We start from the raw sequence: 18,821 nt of genomic DNA on the forward strand, positions 1-18,821 counted from the left end.
GGCTGGCTACTCCCGGAGCTGCGCCACCATGTCGAGGACGACGGCGCTCAGGTCGCCGTCGTTTTCGGCGGCAATCCGGCGCTGCCGCTGGTAGCCAGCGCCCCGGGCGAGGATTTTCTCCACGTCACCGAGCTCCTCGACGCAGCCCAGCTTCTTCGCCACCGGCTGCAGCCGGTCCAGCACCTCGACCAGGTGATCGGTGACCAGCTGCTCGTTGCCCTGCGCATCGAGGATGATGATGGCTTCCATCCCATACCGGGCGGCGCGCCACTTGTTTTCCTGCACGTGCCACGGCGGCATGGTGGGGATGGTCCCACCGTTGTCGAGGGTGGTCGAGAACTCGTCGACGAGGCACTGGGTCAGCGCTGCAATCGCCCCGACGTCCTGAAGGGTCGACAGGCCGTCGCACACCCGCATCTCGATGGTCCCCAGGTTGGCGACGGGTCGGATATCCCAGCGGATCTCGTTCACCGCGTCGATCACTCCGGTGGCGAACATGTCCTGCACGTAGGACTCGTACTCGGCCCAGGAGGGGAACTGGAAGGGAAGCCCGGCGGTGGGTAACTGCTGGAACATCAGGGAGCGCTGCGAGGCATAGCCCGTGTCGTCGCCACCCCAGAACGGCGACGACGCTGACAGTGCCTGGAAGTGCGGCACATAGTTGACGAGCCCGTCGAGCACCGGCATCGCCTTGTCCCGGCGGTCCAGTCCCACGTGAACGTGCACGCCGTAGATGACCATCTGCTGGCCCCACCACTGGGTGCGGTCGATGAGTTTGAAGTAGCGTTCCTTGTCGGTTACCGGCTGCGAACGGGGCACACTGAACGGGTGCGACCCGGCCGAGAACAGTTCCACACCCATCGGGTCGGTCACTTCACGGACCGCGGCCAGCGAGCGGGACAGGTCCGCCTTAGCATCGGCGACCGTATGGCAGATTCCGGTGACGAGCTCCACCGTGTTCAGGAGCAGCTCCTGCTTGATGTGCGGGTGCTCCTCATCCTCCTGGAGCTCCGGATGGTTGGCTGCCACCCCCCGCAACACCTGGTTGGCCACCGACACCAGGTCACCGTTGTAGCGGTCCACCAACGCCAGCTCCCACTCCACTCCGAGCGTGGACTGCGCTGACTGCGCGAATTCGATCTTCATCTAGCTGGCTCCTGACCGGTACCGGACTGTAAAGGGAAATGTGCCTCGGTAGCGCGGCATCCGCGGAAGAGAACTGTCCCAATATTAGTGCAGGAGTAGCATCGATAGGGTGAAAAGCGCAGCCCATCGGGCGAACACCGGGGATCAGCCACGCCGTCGGGGCTCACGCCACCTGGGATTGGCGGTCCTGACCCTCCTGCTCGTGTCGGCGTGCACCCCCGGTGGGGGTGGCGCCGGCGCCCCCTCCGCGACGCCCCCGACGTCGTCGTCGGGCCCGCCAGCCTCCCAGCCTGCGACCGCCGAGCCAACGGCGACCGCCGGTGCCCGGCTGTCCTGGGGCCCCAGCACCCAGCATTACGACGACGCCGTCGCGGCCGTCGCGGACATGACCACCGAGGAGCTGGCTGGCCAGGTGATGGTCGGCTTTTACGCGGGCACCGACCCTGCGTCACAGGAGCAGGCGATCCGTGATCTGCACCTTGCCGGCAGCATCGTGATGGGCGACAACGTGCCGCTCACCGCCGACGGGGCGGTTGACCCGGTGGCCATGACCGCAGTGACCCGGGGCTTCACGGAGGCGGTGGCCGCGGATGGCAGGACCTGGCCGGCGGTGGTGTCGGTGGACCAGGAGGGCGGTCAGGTCGCACGGTTGGGCTCCCCGCTCACGTCCTGGCCCACCCCCATGACCTACGGTGCGGCAGCTGACCCAGCCCTGCTTGAAACCTCGATGACCGCGATGAATTCCGAGCTGGCAGGTCTCGGCTTCACCATGAACCACGCCCCGTCGGTGGATGTCACCACCGGCGCCGACGACCCCACCATCGGGGCCCGCGCCTACTCGGACGACCCGGAGCTGGTGGCCGAGTTGGGCCCCGCGGCCGTGACCGGGATGCTCGCCTCGGGAATCCTGCCCAGCGTCAAACATTTCCCCGGGCACGGTTCGGTCCCCGCCGACTCCCACCTGGAACTACCGGTGCAGACCGCTTCGCTCACGGAGCTTGAGGACCGTGACTGGGCACCGTTCAGGGCTGCGGCCGAGGCCGGGGTGCCGGTGATGATGATGGGCCACATCGCGGTGGAAGCCCTCGACCCCGGGGTGCCGTCCTCCGTGTCGGCACCCAACTACGACGCGCTGCGCGATCTGGGCTTCGAGGGGGTGGTGGTCACCGACGCCCTGAACATGGCAGCGGTGGAGCAGCTCTACCCGGGTGGCCAGGCGGCGGCACGGGCCCTGGCGGCCGGCGCCGACCTGCTGCTGATGCCCACCGACGCCTACGCGGCCCACGCGGGGATCGTTGCCGCAATCCAGGACGGAACCCTGCCCAGCGAACGACTGGCCGAAGCCGCCACCCGGGTGGTCACCCTGATGATGTGGCAGGCCGAGCTCGCCGACGACGCCGAGACCGCTTCACCCGGGGAACATGGACCGGCCAGTGAGGCTGCCTCCGCGGCGGGAATCACCGTCCTGACCGGAGCGTGCGAGGGGGATCTGCTGAACGGGACCGCGTCGATCATCGGAGGTACCGCCGCCGACGTCGAACGCTTCACCGCGGCCGCAGCCGATCGCGGGGTCATTGTGGGTGCCGGTGGCACCACCGTCGCCCTCGTGGGTCCGGACGGTGCGGGTGCTGCGGCGGACATCGCGGTTGCACTGGATGCGCCGTGGTCACTGGATGCGGTTGACGCTCCGGTGGAGATCGCCGCGTACTCCAACACGCCGGGCGCCTTCGCCGCGGTGCTGGATGTGCTCACGGGTGCGGCGGCCGCCCCCGGACGGCTGCCCGTCGCGACGGCCGGGTATGACGCCGGCACCGGATGCTGAGCCGCTAGCCCGAAACCGTCGCGCGTACCCTTGGATCATGCCAGCCGATGCGCCGCCACCCGTGCGGAACCCGCCTGCGCGGAAGACGAAGTGGCGGCTAATCCGACGGGTACTGCTGGTGCTCGTTCTCCTGTTCCTGGCAGTGGTGGTCACCGCAGCGGCGGTGGTGCTCACCCCGTCGCCGGCCGAGGAGGACGCGGCGGCAGCGGTCCGGAACAACCCGGCGGTGCAGGTCCTCGATCGGGACGGATACCTGGCGTTGCTGCCGGTCGGCACGACGACGGGAACGGGGATCGTCTTCTACCCGGGCGCACGAACCACTCCTGAGGCGTATCTGGCGTCGTGGGCCCCGATCGTCGAGGCGACGGGAGTCGCGGTGTACCTCGCCGACATGCCGTTCGGATTCGCGTCGCTACGCGACGACGCGGCAGCGGGGATTCTCGCCGCCGAACCGGACGTCACCTCGTGGTGGATCGGTGGTCACTCGCTCGGCGGGATCACCGCGGCCCACTATTTCGACACCCATCCGGAGTTTGAGGGGCTGCTGCTGTGGGCCGCGTTTCCCGACGACGAGGTGGTTCTTACCGGTGCCGCCGGCCGTGAGGTGCTGGCGGTCACGGGCAGCAGGGACGGCATCGTTCCCACCCGGGTGGTCAGGGAGCGCCTCGCCGATGCCGGGATCAGCGCCGACCTGGTCGAGATCAACGGTATGGAACACAGCCAGTTCGGTGCCTACAGCTCCATCTTCGGCGACGGTGACCCAACCATTTCCGACGAGGCTGCCCGCCTCGCCCTCGCCCGTGTCACGACCGATTTCCTGCAACCTGCCGGTTAACGACGACGAGACCTGGCGGGGCGGCGATCATGCCCCTCCAGGTCTCGTCCTCAGCGGTTAGCCGGCGTGTGCTACTCGTTGACCGGGATTGACTGGGCCTTCAGGGCGTCGATGGTCTTCTGCTGGCCATCGGCGAGTGCATCCATCAGCGTGCCGGACCCGCCGATTGCTGCACCGAAACCGTCAGAGACGTCGGTGTAGGTCTGCGTCATGGTGGGGCCCCAGGTGAAGTTCGGGTCCACATTGGCCGACGCTTCAGCGAAGACATCGTAGATTTCCTGTCCACCGTAGAACTCCACTCCACCGGCGAAGGCGTCAAGATCGGCTGCCGACTTCGCTGCCGGGTACAGTCCGCCGAGCTCGTTGGCCAGTGCGAGGGCCTCCGGGTCGGTGTTCAGCCACAGGGCGAACTGGGCGGCCTCAGCCGGGTGCTCAGAGCCCTTCAGCACTGCGGTGGACGACCCACCCCAGTTGCCGGCGTTCTGAGTGTCGGCTTCCCACTGCGGCATCGGGGCGACAGCCCACTTGCCGGCGGTGTCGGGCGCACCATCGGAGAGGGTCGTGGCACCCCACACTGCTGAGACCCAGGTCCACTGCTCTCCCTCGTTGAAGGAGGCGTTCCACTCATCCGAGAAGGACGGCAGGGTGGAGACCAGGTCCTCGGAGAGCAGGTCCTGCCAGTAGGTGGCGACCTCTTCCGACTCGGGGGTGGTCAGGTTGACGTCCCAGCTCTCGCCGTCGTTGGCGAACCACTGGCCACCGTTCTGCCAGACCATTCCGGCAAACCAGTTGACGTCGGTCTTCGGGAAGTTGGTGATGTAGGCGCCCTCGGCCTTGATCTGCTCGGCGGCGGCAGCGTATTCCTCCCACGTGGTGGGGACCTCGATGCCTGCCTCCTCGAAGAGGTCGGCACGGTAGTACATGGCCATGGGGCCGCTGTCCTGCGGGATGGCATAGACGGAGCCTTCTTCACCGAAGGTCACCTGTCCCCACGTCCAGTCCACAAACTGGTCCGCGGACCCCGCGACGTTCTCGCACTCGGCGATGTTCTCCAGACCGTCCTGGACACGGAAGTTGGGCAGTGCGTCGTACTCGATCTGGCCCAAATCGGGGGCGTTGCCCGCCTGGATCTGGTTGAAGAAGTTCTGGTAGGTGCCGGAGTTGCCGTTGGGGCCGGTCTGCACCGTCACCTGGATGTCCGGGTTCTCCTCATTCCACAGCTCGACGACCTGGTCCATTCCCGGAACCCAGGTGGTGAAGGTCAGCTCGACCGGGCCTTCGGAGGCTTCGCAGGCTGCTGCCTCGGCTCCGGCGTCGGTGCTGTCCCCGCCGGCTGAGCAGCCGGTGAGAGCCAGCGCAGAGATGGCAAAGGCCGCGGTGACTTTTCCGTAATGCGCGCGCATTGTCTTTCCTATCGGTGGTAGTGCAGTGCGGAAGCGGACGCTCCCGCACCAGTGGTGCTGGTCATATGAATTTGTGGGTGTTACTTCACGCCGCCTGCGCCGAGCCCGCTGCTCCAGAAACGCTGGAGCGCGAGGAACGCGATGATGAGGGGCACGATGGAGACGAGTGCTCCAACGATCACCAGGATGCGGAGTTCGGGGATCTGGCTGATCTGGCTGTTCCAGGCGTAGAGCCCCAGCGTCACCGGGAAGAGCGCCTGGTCGCGGAGCATGATGAGCGGCAGGAAGAAGTTGTTCCAGATCGCCACGAACTGGAACAGGAAGATGGTCACCAGAGCGGGTGCCATCAGGCGGGTCGACACGGTGAAGAAGGTGCGGATCTCTCCCGAACCGTCAAGCCTCGCGGCTTCGAGGAGTTCACCGGGGACACTGGCCGCCGCGTAGATCCGCGCCAGGTAGACGCCGAACGGGCTCACCAGGCTGGGTAGAAACACCGCCCACATGGTGTTCGTCAGGTTGGCCTGGCTGAAGATCAGGAACAGCGGCAGGGCCAGTGCGGTGGCGGGAACGAGGACGCCGCTGAGCACGATGTTGAAGATCGCCTCGCGACCCTTGAACTCGTACTTGGCGAGTGCATACCCGCACATTGCGGCCACGATCGTGCCGATCAGCGCCCCGACGCCGGCGTAGATCGCCGAGTTGATGAGCCATCGTCCGAAGAGCCCGTCCCCGTAGGTGAACAGACGCGCCAGGTTGTCGAAGAACGTCCCGAAGGAATTGGCGGTGAACCACAGGGGCACGGTCGAGGTGATCTCGCCGCCCGTTTTCGTCGATGTGGTGAGGAGCCACCAGATGGGGGTCAGGAAGTAGAGGGTGAAGACGCCCATGACCAGCATTGCGGCGCTGCGCGACATGATGCTCTGGCGTGGCCCGCGACCGTGGTCCACGGCGCCATCCGGTTCGGTGGGACCCGCTCCGCGTGGGCGCCTGGGGGCGGTGGTGGGGGAAGACATCACTGGGTAACCTTCCGCTGGGTCGACTTCAGGAAGACGAAGGAGAGGATGAACGTGGCGAGTGCCAGGACCACCGAGAACGCAGCGGCGAGGTTGTAGTTCGGGACCGAAGCGGTGGTGTAGACGGCAAGGTTGGGGGTGAAGGTGCTGTTGATCGCCGAGCTGAAGCTGCGGAGGGTCTGCGGTTCGGCGAGCAACTGCAGGGTGCCGATGATCGAGAAGACGGCCGTGAGGATGATTGCCGGGACCACGAGGGGGATCTTGATGCGCCAGGCGATCTGGACGTTGTTAGCACCGTCGAGCCGTGCGGCCTCGTAGATCTCTGTCGGGATAGCGAGCAGCGAGGCGTAGATGATGAGCATGTTGTACCCGACGTAGACCCAGGTCACGATGTTGGCGATCGCCCAGAGCACGAGTTCGGCCGAAAGGAATTCAACGTTCGACGTTACGGCGCTGAAGGGGGACAGCGACGGTGAGTAGAGGAACCCCCACATGATGGCGGCGATGACACCGGGCACGGCATAGGGGGCGAAGAACGCCAGCCGGAAGAACTTCTTGCCTTTGAGCAGCGGCGAATCCAGGAGCAGCGCAAACAGAAGTGCGAGACCGAGCATAATCGGCACCTGTACCGCGCCGAAGAGCAGGACCCGGCCCACCGAGGCCCAGAATGCGTTGTCCTGGAAGACCTGCTCGTACTGCACCAGGCCACCGAAGACCTGGCGGGGGGCGCCGAACGTACCCTCACGCTCGACGGTGAGCAGCGACTGTACGACCGCGTAGACGATCGGGATGGCGTAAAAGGCGAGGAAAAGCACCGCGAACGGCGCGATGAACAGGGCCACAGCGCGGCGCTGCGCTCTCGCCGAACGGGTCTTCCTCGCGACCTGGGGCGCTTTCGGGGCCTCGGCCGACGTGCTAGGGACTGTCATTGCCTGCATCCTTTCGGCCCGGGGTGGGGCCGTCGGTGTCGGGGATCTCTGGGGTAGTGCGAATGACGCGGACCGCACCAGCGGGAACGACAACGACGCCGTTCACCGGCTCAGCGGTGAGAAGCTCGATGCCGGTGACCCGATGCTTGCGATCCTCGGCGGAGTGATTGATGAGGAAGAGGTACTCGTGACCGTTCCCGTGGCGGGTGACCGCTTCGAGGCCGGTCTGCGCATCGGGGAGGAGGATTCCCGCTCCCACAGCCGCGCGGAGCAGCAGGTCCTTCAGGACACCAGGGTCCAGCACGGTCGCTGCGTACCAGGCAACGCCAGCGCCGAACCGGTTGCGGGTCACCGCGGGCGTCCCCTCATGGGTGCCGGCCGCGTAGCTGAGGTACGCCTCGGCTGTGGTGAGGCGCAGCGCCTCTGACCACAGGGCGGCGGGGGAGCCGTTGTCCAGCGTGAGCGGGTGTGCCGGGTCGAGGGGGAAGAATTCCTCGGTGCGGACTCCCAGCAGGTCCTTGAACGCGCCCGGGTAGCCGCCGGGGCGTACCCTCTCGTTCTCGTCGACGATCCCGCTGAAGAAGGTGACGACGGCGGATCCGCCGCCGTCGACGTAGTCGCTGATGACCGCCGCGTGCTCATCGCGCACCAGGTACAGGTTGGGCACCACCACCATCCGGTAGCCAGCGAGGTCCGCGCCGGGGGCCACCACATCGACCGTGAGCCCCGACTCCCAGAGTGCCTGGTACACAGCATGGACCTGGCCCAGGTAGCTGATGTCACCGGAGGGGTGTGACTCCTGGTCGTGTGCCCACCATGCTTCCCAGCTGAAGATGATCGCGACCTCCGCCTGCACCGTGGTACCCGCGACCTCGCGCAGCTTCCGGAGGCATGCGCCGAGCTCGACGACGTTACGCCAGGTCTGTGAATCGGTGCCGGCGTGCGGCAGCATGGCCGAGTGAAACTTCTCGCTGCCCTGCAGCGATGCGCGCCACTGGAAGAAGCAGAGTCCGTCCGCCCCGCGGGCGAGGTGGGCGAGGGAGTTGCGGATCATCTCCCCGTGACCTTTCGCAATGTTCCGAGGCTGCCAGTTCACTGCGCCCGTGGAATGCTCCATCAGTAGCCACGGGTTCCCCTGGGCGAGACCCCGCGTGGTGTCGGCGGCAAAAGCCAGCTCGGCCAGCGGCGCATCGAGCCGGTGGTCAAGGTAGTGGTCGTTGGCGATGACGTCCATCTCGGGGGCCCAGGTCCAATAGTCCTGGTTGCGGATGTGGGCGGTGACCATGAAGTTGGTGGTCACGGGGATGGAGCTGTGGTTCCGGATCACAGCGGCCTCGGCCCGGTAGTACTCCAGCAGCTCATCGGAGCTGAACCGGTGGAAATCGAGTACCTGGGTGGGGTTGTGCGCCGAGATGGTGGCCCGTGGGGGGAGGATTTGGGACCAGTCGGAGTACCGCTGGCTCCAGAAGGAGGTGCCCCAGGCCTGGTTGAGCGCCTCCATGGTGGCGTAGCGGTCCTGCAGCCAGAGACGGAACGCAGCGGCGGACGCGTCGCAGTAGCACAGGGCGTTATGGCAGCCGAGTTCGTTCGACACATGCCAGAGCCTGACGGCCGGGTGGCTTCCGTACCGCCGTGCCACCTGTTCCACGAGCCGCAGTGCGCGCTCGCGGAACACCGGCGAACTGGGGCACCAGGCCTGGCGCCCGCCCGGCCACCGGCGGGTGCCGTCGGCCATCTGCGGAAGGATGTCCGGGTGCAGGGTGGTCAGCCAGGGCGGCGGGGACGAGGTGCCGGTGCCCAGGTTCACCGAGATGCCGTTGGCGTGCAGGAGGTTGATGACCTCATCGAGGCGGTCCACCTCGAAGCTCCCTTCAGAGGGTTCGAGCTCCGCCCAACCGAAAATATTGATGGCGACGAAGTTGACGCCCGCCTCTTTCATCAACCGGACGTCCTCGGTCCACACGGATGGGTCCCACTGCTCCGGATTGTAGTCACAGCCGAAGACCAGGTCTCCGGTGCCGGAGAGGTCAGTGACGGTCATCGTGCTCGGTTTCAACCCGGCTCCTCGTAGTCATGCATGGATGTTCATGCCGAGGGCAGGCAGCGTATCGGGAAGCATTCTGTGAACGCTCCCAGACCCGAGTGGAAAGCTCGCCATCGAGATAATCTGTGAACGTTCCCAGAGTAAGGCACGTCACATTTGGTTGTCAACGGAAAGGGACGCACTGCCACGGCGGGACGTACGGATCATCGCACCGCGGGCCAAGGGATTGCTCGGCTAAAGTACAGGTATGGAGTCGACTCGCACGCGCACCAGAAGGGCGACCATCAATGATGTCGCCTCGGCGGCGGGGCTGTCCCGTGGAACGGTCTCCCGGGTGGTCAACGGGGAACGCTACGTGTCCGAGGATGCGAAGCTCGCCGTGGAGGAAGCAATCTTGAGGGTGGGTTATGTCCGGAACTCGATGGCCCGGAACCTCGTTCGGCAGGAGTCGGGTGCCATCGGGTTGATCATCCACGAACCCCACTCGCTGCTGTTCGAGGACCCCAATATCGGGTCGATCCTGTTGGGTGCCAACGCGGTGCTCTCCGCCGCCGACTTCCAATTGGTCACCCTGATCATCGATTCCGCGCGGGACAGTCGGCGCGTTGCTGACTATCTTCAGGGCGGCCTGGTGGACGGCGCGGTGATCGTGTCAGCCAGGGAATCGGACCCGATTGCGTTGGCTGTCAGGAACCTGGGAGTTCCAGCGGCTTTTGTGGGCCACCCGCCGGGCATCCCGGATATCCCCTATGTGGCGATCGACAACGTGGCCGCGGCCGAGGCCATCACGTCCCGCCTCGTCGGCACGGGGCGAACCCGGGTGGGGATGATCGCGTGCGCGCTGGACCGAGACTCCGGCCAGGACCGGCTTGCGGGGTTCAAGGCGGCGATGGGTGAGCTGTTTGACCCGTCGCTGGTGGTGGAATATCCGCTATACACCTACGGGTTTGGCCTGGAAGGGATGCAGGAGCTGTTGCGGCGCCGCCCTGACCTGGATGGTGTGTTCGCCGCCTCGGACGCCGTGGCGGCGGGCGCAATGACGGCGTTACAGGAAACCGGCCGTCAGATCCCGGGGGACGTGGGGATCGTCGGTTTTGACGACAGCAGCTGGGCTTTGCGGTGCAGGCCTCAGCTCTCCACGGTCAGGCAGCCCGCCGACCTCCTCGGGGAGCGCGCGGCGGAGCTGGTGCTCGCCCAGATTCGGGGCCTGCCCAGCCCGGCACAAGTGCTTGAGACCTCAGTGATGTGGCGGGGTTCGGCCTAGCGAGGTGGCAGGGCACTATCTCCGCAGTCGCCGTCGGGCCTGCCTGATTGCCACGGTGCACTCGTGGATTCCGCTGGAGCAGTAGTAAAGGTCCCGTGGGTACCGGTGCCTGATCCACCGCAGCAACCGGTCCGTCAGGCTGACCTGGGTCCGCGCATCAGCCGGATCCTGCATCAGCCACCGGTTGTCGAGGAAGCCGGGTAGGCAGAACACCAGATCGTGGGCCGTGAACAGCCGGAGGAAGGCACCGCTTGGGTGGAACTCACGCTCCGCGGCGAGCAGGGTCCCAGCTGCAGTGCCCAGCACTGCGTCGGCGTCGACTGACTCCAGATAGCAGTACAGGTGCACCATTACCCGGTAATACCGCGCGCCGACTGAGTTGCTCCGACCCGCGCTGACGTCCTCGAGGAACGTTCGCAGAATGACATCGATACGGGGAATGTCCGTTTCCATGCCCAACTGTCCCATCCGGCACCGACAGTTTACGGAGGAGATGGGGCGGCGCCGACGACGGGACTGGGCCGTCGACGGGATTGGGCACCGCAGGAGCCCGTTTTGGTGAGCAACCTGGACCGGCGGGGTCAACCTGGGCATCCGTGGGCGAGATCTTGCCCACCGATGTCCAGATTGCTCACCAAATGGAGGGGAGTGGGGGCAGGTGCCGCCGTCAGCCGGTGACCGGGTCGACAACGATCGCCACCCGGTCTTCGCCGATCCGGGTGAGGACCAGGGTTGCCTTCTTCTTCCCGGCTGATTTGCGGGCCTTCCCCGACCCGGCAAAGAGCTGCTTCCGCAACTCCTCCGGGGTCACCGAGGTACCGCGCTTTTTGATGTCCAGCACGCCGATTCCCTGCTCGCGGACCCACGCCTTTAGTGCCTTGACGTTGTACGGCATCACGTCGATCACCTTGTACGCACGGGCAAACGGCGTGTCCTGCAAAGTCGGGGCGCAGATGTAGGCGATCCGCGGGTCCAGCAGATGGCCATCCAGTTGACGTGCGACGTCGGCCACCAGTCCGGCGCGGATCACCGCGCCGTCCGGTTCGTACAGGTAGCCTTCGGGGGCGCCGAGAGGCGGCCGGCCGTCGGCGTCGAAGTCGGAGGCGCTGGTGAGCTCGGCGGCACCATGGGAGCTGATCACCAGCGCGGAACGGCGCACCTCAGGGCGCTTCAGGGAGTTGAACCAGAGTGTCACCTCGGTGACGTCCCCATCCACCGAGACCCATTGCGCCTCGCACCCGGCAGGCACCGCCTCGTGCGGGATGCCCGGTCCTAGCTTCACCCCGACGGGGGTGCCGCTCCCTGCCAGCCGTTCCACGAACGAGAGGGGAGGGGAAAAGGCTTCCGGGTCGAAGATCCGCGTGGTGCCGGAGGTGCTGGTGGTCCGGCGGGCCGGGTCCAGCCACACGCCGTCGTAGCCGGTGAGGTCGAACGACTCGGCGTCGCCACCCACCACAGTGGCATTGGGCCAGGGCATCAGGTTCATGGTCGCTGCGGCGGCGGTCGTCTCGTCGATCTCCACAGCAGTGACCTGGCGGTCCAGGCTGGCCAGGGCGATCGCGTCAGCACCAATCCCGCAGCCCAGATCGGCGACCCGTTCGAGGCCAGCCGTGACATAGCGTTCAGCATGACGGGCAGCCACCCCGAGGCGGGTGGCCTGTTCCAAACCGGCGGCGGTGAACAGCATACGGGCAGCAAAGGGCCCAAACTTCGTTTCCGCCTTGGCGCGCAACCGGGACTGGGTGAGAGCGGCCGAGATCACCACCGGGTCATGCCCCGCCCGGCGCAGTGAAGTGCTCAGACGCATCGTGTCGGCTTCGTTGTACGGAGCCAAGGAATTCAAGAGTTCCCAACCGGCAGGGGTCAGGAGCGGCGCGATGGGATCCGGGGAAGCAGCCGCGGCTGCGGCATTGGAGGCCATCTCAGTAACCTCGGGCGTCCCCGGCATCGGTGCCGATGGTGCTCAGCGTTATCTCGGGGGAATTCTTCTCGACCCGGCGAAGCGCCCAGATGTCGTTGAACAGGGCCAGGTATTCGCCGTCGGACCGGATCAGCACCTCGGTGCCGCGGATGGCGCTGAGCGCGGCCTGGGCGTCGTGGGTGGTAAGCCGGGCCAACGAATACTGCAGGGGTTCCATGCGCATCGGTGCGCTGAAGTCATGTTCCATCCGGTCTGCGACCACCTCGAACTGCATGGGTCCAACGGCGGCCAGCACCGGTGCCTGGTCTCCGCGGAGGTCCGAGCGGAGCACCTGGATGATTCCCTCGTGGCCGAGCTGTTCGATCCCGCGCCGGAACTGCTTGAACCGGCTGGGGTCCTTGGACCGGGCCACCCGGAAGTGTTCGGGGCTGAACAGGGGGATCGGCGGGTATTCGACCGGCTCCTCGACGTAGAGGCTGTCGCCCATCCGCAGGGCAGAGGCGTTGACCAGCCCGACGACGTCGCCCGGCCAGGCTTCGTCGATCACTTCGCGTTCGCGACCGAACAGCTGCTGCGCGTATTTGGTGGCGAAGGTCTTGCCCGAGTTGGCGTGGGTGACCACCATGCCGCGCTCGAAGACGCCGGAGCAGACCCTGATGAAGGCCACGTGGTCGCGGTGGGCGCGGTTCATGCCGGCCTGCACCTTGAAGACGAAGCCCGAGAACGGGGCATCCACGGGGCGGGGGTTGCCGTCGATGTCCTTGCGGGGTGAGGCGGCGGGCGCCAGGTTAACCAGGGTGTCGAGGATGTGCTGGACGCCGAAGTTCAGGACTGCTGAGGAGAACAGCACCGGAGTGCCGGTTCCGGCGTGGAAGCTTTCCTTATCGAACGGCTGGTTCGATTCGATCACCAACGAGGCCTCATCGAGAGCATCGGTCCAGGCGTCACCCTCCTGGGCCAGCGCCTCCTCAGGGGTGAGATGCTCCTCCGTGGCGAGGGAGGCGCCGGCGTTTTTCCGGGTGAAACGGACAAACTCGTTACGCTTCAGGTCCCAGACGCCGCGGAAGTCACCGGCAATGCCGACCGCCCAGGTGAGGGGCATGGGAATCAGGCCGGTGCGCTCGGTGATCTCGTCCATCAGTGCCAGGGTGTCGAGCCCGGGCCGGTCCCACTTGTTGATCACGGTGATGATGGGGATATTCCGCTGGCGACAGACCTCGAACAGTTTCATGGTTTGTGTTTCGAGGCCCTTGGCGGCGTCAATCAGCATGACCGCGCAATCCACTGCGGCGAGCACACGGTAGGTGTCTTCGGAGAAGTCGGAGTGGCCGGGGGTGTCCAACAGATTGATGACGGTGTCCCGGTAGGAGAACTGCAGGGCCGTGGAACTGATCGAAATGCCGCGGTCCTTCTCCATCTGCATCCAGTCAGAGACGGTCTCCCGACGGTTCTCCTTGCCATTGGTGGCACCGGCCGTCCCGATCACCCGGGCATGCAGGGCCAGGGCCTCGGTCAGGGTCGACTTGCCGGCGTCGGGGTGCGAGATGACCGCGAAGGTCCGACGGCGGGAAGCCTCCTGGACAATGCCGCTGTTGCTCCGGGCGGTGGCCTGTACCTGCTGGGTCACGAAACTGCTTTCGAAAGAGAGTGGATTGGCGATGGGTAAGCCAGCTCCCCAGTCTAGCCGAGGCAGATTTGCGGGCGCTTCAAGGAACAGGCAGGAGGCGCTAGGGTTCAGGGATGCGACCCGGGGGAGAGCAGTACCAGGACCACCAGCCCGACAACCACCAGCCCGGCACTCCTGCCGGCATGGGGCGGCGGTATGGCCGGAAGCCCGGGCTCGACGGCGGACGCGTGGTCCTCGGGCCGCATGCCTTCCTCAAGGGGTGGATCGTGACTTTTGGAGTCTGGGGCCTCTCCACCCTTGTCTTCAGCACGCTCAGCGAGATCATTGGCCCGAACTCTGGCGCTGTAACGTTCTGGGGCATCGCCATGGTGGTCAGCCTTTTGGTCGCGATCGTGATCGCGGCACCGCTGGCACTGATCCTGAGCGTGCTGTTGCGGCGTGTTTTGAATCAGTGGGTCCACGTGGCGGCCTTCGCCGTGGTCTTCGCTGGCCTGGCGGCTGCCACCACCGTCCTGGTGCTACCGGGGACGGGCTCAACGTTCCCTGCCATCCTCGCCGTCGTCGTCGGGATCTCTGCAGGGGTAGGCCGTGCGGCGATCATCCGCAACGTGAATCCCTGAGTGATCTGGGCCGGACATTGGGCTGCGCTGGGAGCGCAATTTAGCACTCGCCTTGACCGAGTGCTAACCAATGCATAAAGTCGGACTTGGCACTCTCACCATGAGGGTGCTAATTCCTTCAGGGACGCGTGAGCCGGCACCGCGACGACGGTCAGCGCCATCCGAAGGCCCTTTATTTCCATTTGTCACCCAAGCGAAGGAGAGGTCCGAGTGTCGGTCTCTATTAAGCCTCTTGAGGATCGTATTGTTGTCCGCCCACTGGAAGCCGAGCAGACCACTGCTTCGGGTCTGGTCATCCCGGATACTGCCAAGGAAAAGCCCCAGGAGGGTGAAGTTGTTGCAGTAGGCCCAGGCCGCGTCGATGACAACGGAAACCGCGTACCTGTCGATGTAGCCGAAGGCGACATTGTCATCTACTCCAAGTACGGCGGAACCGAAGTCAAGCACGGCGGCGCCGAGTACCTCGTACTCTCCGCCCGCGACGTTCTGGCGATCGTCGTTAAGTAGTTTTTCCCCGAGAGAGCCCCGGCCGCACAGGCCGGGGTTCTCTCGTCGGTGCGCGTAGCCGCACCAGGAACCATCTGGCAGTACCAGGATTTGCACAAGCAGTATTTTGCACAATGGAAGAGGAAACACATCATGGCAAAGCAGTTGAAGTTTGACGACGCTGCACGCCGCGCGCTGGAAGCGGGAGTCAACAAGTTGGCTGACACCGTCAAGGTGACGCTCGGCCCCCGCGGCCGCAACGTCGTGCTGGACAAAAAGTGGGGCGCCCCCACCATCACCAACGACGGCGTGACCATCGCCCGCGAGATCGAACTGGACGACCCGTTCGAGAACCTTGGCGCGCAGTTCGCCAAGGAAGTGGCCACCAAGACCAACGACATCGCCGGTGACGGCACCACCACCGCGACCGTCCTGGCTCAGGCACTGGTCAGCGAAGGCCTGCGCAACGTCGCGGCTGGGGCTGCCCCTTCGCAGCTGAAGCGTGGCATCGAGGTTTCCATCGAAGCCGTTGCCACCCGTCTGCTCGAGAACGCCCGCGAGGTTGTCGGTCAGCAGACCGCCAGCGTAGCCTCCATCTCAGCGCAGAGCTCCGAGGTCGGCGAACTCATCGCTGAAGCCTTCGAGAAGGTCGGCAAGGATGGCGTCATCACCATCGAGGAATCCTCCAGCACCCAGACCGAACTGGTCCTCACCGAGGGCATGCAGTTCGACAAAGGTTTCCTCAGCCCGTACTTCATCACCGACGCCGAGCGTCAGGAAGCAGTGCTCGAAGACGCACTCATCCTGATCAACTCCGGCAAGATCTCCTCGCTGCAGGAATTCCTGCCGCTGCTGGAGAAGGCGCTGCAGGCAGGCAAGCCCCTGTTCATCATCGCCGAGGACATCGACGGCGAAGCGCTGTCCACCCTCGTGGTGAACAAGATCCGCGGCACCCTGAACGTGGTCGCTGTGAAGGCACCTGGCTTCGGCGACCGTCGCAAGGCCATGCTGCAGGACATCGCGACGCTGACCGGTGCGCAGGTCGTTTCGCCTGACCTCGGCCTCAAGCTGGACCAGGTAGGCCTCGAGGTGCTGGGTTCGGCTCGCCGGATCACCGTCACCAAGGACACCACCACCATCGTCGATGGCATTGGCACCGAGTCCGACGTTGCTGACCGCGTTGCCCAGATCCGCGCCGAGGTCGAGCGCACCGATTCTGACTGGGACCGCGAGAAGCTTCAGGAACGCCTGGCCAAGCTGGCCGGCGGCATCGGAGTCATCAAGGTCGGCGCAGCCACCGAGGTTGAGCTCAAGGAAAAGAAGCACCGCATCGAGGACGCCGTGTCAGCGACACGTGCGGCTCTCGACGAGGGCATCGTCGCCGGTGGCGGCGCTGCGCTGATCCACGCGTCGAAGGCTCTGGACACCGATCCAGCCGTCCTCGCCCTCGAGGGCGATGCAGCCACGGCCATCAACCTGGTGCGCCGCGCCCTGGCCCAGCCGCTGCGCTGGATCGCCGAAAACGCTGGCCACGAAGGCTACGTTGTGGTGCACCGCGTCGAGGAACTCGAGCCAGGTCACGGCTTCAACGCCGTCACTGGCGACTACGAGAACCTCGTCGACGCCGGCATCATCGACCCCGTCAAGGTCACCCGTTCAGCACTGCGGAACGCGGCGTCCATCGCGGCTCTGATTCTCACCACCGAAACCCTCGTGGTCGAGAAGCCAGAGACCGACGACGAAGAAGGTCACAGCCACTAGTAATACCGGCCTCGCGTCCCACCAGGGGCGCAGCGCCATTGAGTAACGTCGACACCCCCGGTTCTTCGACCGGGGGTGTCGTCGTACGCTGGGCTGGCGATGACCGGCATCCTGGTATGGCTGCTGAGCACCGCCTGGCTACCGCGGTTCATGCGGCCCGCCTGGGTGACGGCTGAACAGAATGCAGCAGGCGTGGGCCCGGATTAGCCGACGGACCAGTGAGCGACTTCACGCTCGTCCGAAGGGCAGCGGAATAGGGCGCGCCCGGCAATGGTTTTAGGATGAGAGTCTGGCGCTCTGATCATCCAAGGGCCAGCTTCTACCAACAGACCATCTGAGAAAGAGGCGACGCAGTGAGCTACCCGTCCCCGCGTAACGAAACCCACGACCCGTTCGGATTCGTTGGCCTGACGTACGACGACGTCCTGCTCCTGCCCGGCCTGACCGACGTGATCCCGTCCGAAGCTGACACGAGTTCGCGTGTTTCAAAGCGGATCACCGTCCGGACCCCGTTGCTTTCCTCGGCCATGGACACGGTCACCGAGGCGCGAATGGCCGTCGCAATGGCCCGCCAGGGCGGTCTCGGGGTAATCCACCGCAACCTCTCCATCCAGGACCAGGCCGAACAGGTTGACAGGGTGAAGCGCAGCGAGTCCGGGATGATCACCCACCCGGTGACCATCGGACCTGATGCCACCCTGTCCGAGCTCGATGAGTTGTGCGGACACTACCGTGTCTCCGGCCTCCCCGTGGTCGACGATGCTGGCCACCTGCTGGGCATTGTCACGAACCGCGACACCCGCTTTGTTTCCGAGCACGAGTGGCCGCATCGCCTGGTCCGCGCCGTCATGACCCCCATGCCCCTGGTGACCGGCCGGGTTGGGATCAGCGGTGAGGACGCGATCGGCCTGTTGGCCACGAACAAGATCGAAAAGCTTCCCCTGGTCGACGACGACGGCGTCCTGCGGGGACTGATAACCGTTAAGGACTTTACAAAAGCCGAGCAGTATCCGCTCTCCACCAAGGACGAGGAGGGTCGCCTGCGGGTCGGCGCCGCGATCGGTTTCTTCGGGGACGGCTGGGAACGCGCCATGGCCCTGGTCGATGCCGGTGTTGATGCATTGTTCGTCGATACAGCCAATGGTCACAGCGCTGGGGTGCTCGACATTATCGCCAGGCTCAAGGCCGAAAAGTCGCTGGCCCACGTCGACATCATCGGCGGCCAGGCTGCCACCCGCGACGGCGCCCAGGCCCTGATCGACGCCGGAGCCGACGGCATCAAAGTGGGAGTAGGCCCTGGATCCATTTGCACCACCCGCGTGGTCGCGGGGGTGGGAGTACCTCAGGTGACTGCCATCTACGAATCGGCGAAAGCGGCCATTCCGGCTGGCGTGCCAGTCATTGCCGACGGTGGCCTGCAGTACTCGGGGGACATCGGCAAGGCTCTGGTGGCAGGCGCGGACACCGTCATGCTCGGGTCGCTGCTGGCGGGTTCCGCCGAAGCCCCGGGCGAGCTGATCTTCGTCAACGGCAAGCAGTACAAGACCTACCGCGGGATGGGGTCCCTGGGTGCCATGCAGACCCGCGGGAAAAACACCTCCTATTCCAAGGACCGCTATTTCCAGGCAGACGTTACGGGCGACGACAAGCTGATCCCCGAGGGAGTGGAGGGGCGGGTAGCCTACCGCGGCCCGCTGGCCTCAGTCGCCTATCAGCTGGTTGGGGGGCTCCGCCAGACGATGTTCTACACGGGCGCCCGCACCATCGACGAGCTGAAGTCGAAGGGCAAATTTGTCCGCGTTACCTCGGCCGGGCTGAAGGAGTCGCACCCGCATGACATCCAGATGACCGTTGAGGCGCCGAACTACGGCTCCAAGTAGCCGTCCCGTCCCATGGGAAGGCAATAGCTGGACTCCATGACTGAGGCACGTCGTGACGGGCAGCGGGTAT

The 18,821-nt window shown here is 65.6% G+C and carries 15 protein-coding genes; 7 read left to right on the plus strand and 8 right to left on the minus strand.

Going from position 1 to position 18,821, the window contains the following annotated elements; all coding sequences use genetic code 11:
• Window positions 1-6 precede the first annotated feature (6 nt).
• Window positions 7-1,146 (minus strand): glutamate--cysteine ligase, encoded by a 1,140-nt coding sequence (locus tag H4V95_RS04595; protein WP_209728972.1) that lies wholly within the window; start codon window positions 1,144-1,146, stop codon window positions 7-9.
• A gap of 109 nt (window positions 1,147-1,255) precedes the next feature.
• Between H4V95_RS04595 and H4V95_RS04600 the strand changes: the two genes are divergently transcribed.
• Window positions 1,256-2,968, plus strand: a complete 1,713-nt coding sequence (locus H4V95_RS04600) for a glycoside hydrolase family 3 N-terminal domain-containing protein (protein WP_312883948.1) — start codon at window positions 1,256-1,258, stop codon at window positions 2,966-2,968.
• A gap of 37 nt (window positions 2,969-3,005) precedes the next feature.
• Window positions 3,006-3,803: an alpha/beta hydrolase gene (locus H4V95_RS04605; protein ID WP_209728974.1), complete on the plus strand. Its 798-nt coding sequence runs from the start codon at window positions 3,006-3,008 to the stop codon at window positions 3,801-3,803.
• Between the two features lie 71 nt (window positions 3,804-3,874).
• On the opposite strand, the gene H4V95_RS04610 is transcribed toward H4V95_RS04605, so the two are convergent.
• The 4 genes from H4V95_RS04610 to H4V95_RS04625 form a co-directional block, all read right to left on the minus strand.
• On the minus strand, window positions 3,875-5,206 hold the full coding sequence (locus H4V95_RS04610; protein WP_196865199.1) for an ABC transporter substrate-binding protein: 1,332 nt from the start codon (window positions 5,204-5,206) through the stop codon (window positions 3,875-3,877).
• An 80-nt stretch (window positions 5,207-5,286) separates the two neighbouring features.
• Window positions 5,287-6,120 (minus strand): carbohydrate ABC transporter permease, encoded by an 834-nt coding sequence (locus H4V95_RS04615; protein WP_196865563.1) that lies wholly within the window; start codon window positions 6,118-6,120, stop codon window positions 5,287-5,289.
• A gap of 98 nt (window positions 6,121-6,218) precedes the next feature.
• Window positions 6,219-7,157 (minus strand): carbohydrate ABC transporter permease, encoded by a 939-nt coding sequence (locus H4V95_RS04620; protein WP_196865198.1) that lies wholly within the window; start codon window positions 7,155-7,157, stop codon window positions 6,219-6,221.
• Window positions 7,135-9,189 (minus strand): beta-galactosidase, encoded by a 2,055-nt coding sequence (locus H4V95_RS04625; protein ID WP_196865562.1) that lies wholly within the window; start codon window positions 9,187-9,189, stop codon window positions 7,135-7,137. Before H4V95_RS04625 ends, H4V95_RS04620 begins: the two co-directional genes overlap by 23 nt.
• 250 nt (window positions 9,190-9,439) lie before the next feature.
• On the opposite strand from H4V95_RS04625, the gene H4V95_RS04630 reads away from it, so the two are divergent.
• Window positions 9,440-10,456, plus strand: a complete 1,017-nt coding sequence (locus tag H4V95_RS04630; RefSeq protein ID WP_196865197.1) for a LacI family DNA-binding transcriptional regulator — start codon at window positions 9,440-9,442, stop codon at window positions 10,454-10,456.
• Window positions 10,457-10,471: 15 nt separating this feature from the next.
• Here H4V95_RS04630 and H4V95_RS04635 read toward each other — a convergent pair whose 3' ends face one another.
• The 3 genes from H4V95_RS04635 to H4V95_RS04645 all read right to left on the minus strand — a co-directional run bounded on the left by H4V95_RS04635 (window position 10,472) and on the right by H4V95_RS04645 (window position 14,004).
• On the minus strand, window positions 10,472-10,909 hold the full coding sequence (locus H4V95_RS04635) for a hypothetical protein (RefSeq protein ID WP_196865196.1): 438 nt from the start codon (window positions 10,907-10,909) through the stop codon (window positions 10,472-10,474).
• 214 nt (window positions 10,910-11,123) lie between these two features.
• A complete protein-coding gene (locus tag H4V95_RS04640; RefSeq protein WP_196865195.1) occupies window positions 11,124-12,377 on the minus strand; it encodes a class I SAM-dependent methyltransferase in 1,254 nt (417 codons plus the stop codon).
• A gap of 1 nt (window position 12,378) precedes the next feature.
• Complete coding sequence (locus H4V95_RS04645) at window positions 12,379-14,004, minus strand: peptide chain release factor 3 (protein ID WP_209728976.1); 1,626 nt, start codon at window positions 14,002-14,004, stop codon at window positions 12,379-12,381.
• A 113-nt stretch (window positions 14,005-14,117) separates the two neighbouring features.
• Between H4V95_RS04645 and H4V95_RS04650 the strand changes: the two genes are divergently transcribed.
• From H4V95_RS04650 to guaB, 4 genes are all read left to right on the plus strand, one after another.
• On the plus strand, window positions 14,118-14,624 hold the full coding sequence (locus H4V95_RS04650) for a hypothetical protein (protein WP_196865193.1): 507 nt from the start codon (window positions 14,118-14,120) through the stop codon (window positions 14,622-14,624).
• Window positions 14,625-14,834: 210 nt separating this feature from the next.
• Window positions 14,835-15,131: a co-chaperone GroES gene (gene groES, locus H4V95_RS04655; RefSeq protein ID WP_196865192.1), complete on the plus strand. Its 297-nt coding sequence runs from the start codon at window positions 14,835-14,837 to the stop codon at window positions 15,129-15,131.
• Window positions 15,132-15,263: 132 nt separating this feature from the next.
• Window positions 15,264-16,871, plus strand: coding sequence for a chaperonin GroEL (gene groL / locus H4V95_RS04660; RefSeq protein WP_196865191.1), 1,608 nt, complete (start codon window positions 15,264-15,266; stop codon window positions 16,869-16,871).
• A 353-nt stretch (window positions 16,872-17,224) separates the two neighbouring features.
• Entirely contained in the window at window positions 17,225-18,751 is a 1,527-nt protein-coding gene (gene guaB, locus H4V95_RS04665) for an IMP dehydrogenase (protein WP_196865190.1), read from the plus strand.
• The last annotated feature ends 70 nt before the right edge of the window (window positions 18,752-18,821 follow it).

This window comes from Arthrobacter sp. CAN_C5 (assembly GCF_017875735.1).
GTDB lineage: Bacteria > Actinomycetota > Actinomycetes > Actinomycetales > Micrococcaceae > Arthrobacter_D.

Bases quoted from the DNA above. Each gene is read 5' to 3' on its own strand.
- H4V95_RS04595 (WP_209728972.1), bottom strand. From the start codon at position 1,146: ATGAAGATCGAATTCGCGCAGTCAGCGCAGTCCACGCTCGGAGTGGAG.
- H4V95_RS04630 (WP_196865197.1), top strand. From the start codon at position 9,440: ATGGAGTCGACTCGCACGCGCACCAGAAGGGCGACCATCAATGATGTC.
- groL (WP_196865191.1), top strand. From the start codon at position 15,264: ATGGCAAAGCAGTTGAAGTTTGACGACGCTGCACGCCGCGCGCTGGAA.
- H4V95_RS04650 (WP_196865193.1), top strand. From the start codon at position 14,118: ATGCGACCCGGGGGAGAGCAGTACCAGGACCACCAGCCCGACAACCAC.
- H4V95_RS04625 (WP_196865562.1), bottom strand. From the start codon at position 9,189: ATGACCGTCACTGACCTCTCCGGCACCGGAGACCTGGTCTTCGGCTGT.
- H4V95_RS04615 (WP_196865563.1), bottom strand. From the start codon at position 6,120: ATGTCGCGCAGCGCCGCAATGCTGGTCATGGGCGTCTTCACCCTCTAC.
- H4V95_RS04620 (WP_196865198.1), bottom strand. From the start codon at position 7,157: ATGCAGGCAATGACAGTCCCTAGCACGTCGGCCGAGGCCCCGAAAGCG.
- H4V95_RS04610 (WP_196865199.1), bottom strand. From the start codon at position 5,206: ATGCGCGCGCATTACGGAAAAGTCACCGCGGCCTTTGCCATCTCTGCG.
- H4V95_RS04605 (WP_209728974.1), top strand. From the start codon at position 3,006: ATGCCAGCCGATGCGCCGCCACCCGTGCGGAACCCGCCTGCGCGGAAG.
- H4V95_RS04640 (WP_196865195.1), bottom strand. From the start codon at position 12,377: ATGGCCTCCAATGCCGCAGCCGCGGCTGCTTCCCCGGATCCCATCGCG.
- H4V95_RS04635 (WP_196865196.1), bottom strand. From the start codon at position 10,909: ATGGAAACGGACATTCCCCGTATCGATGTCATTCTGCGAACGTTCCTC.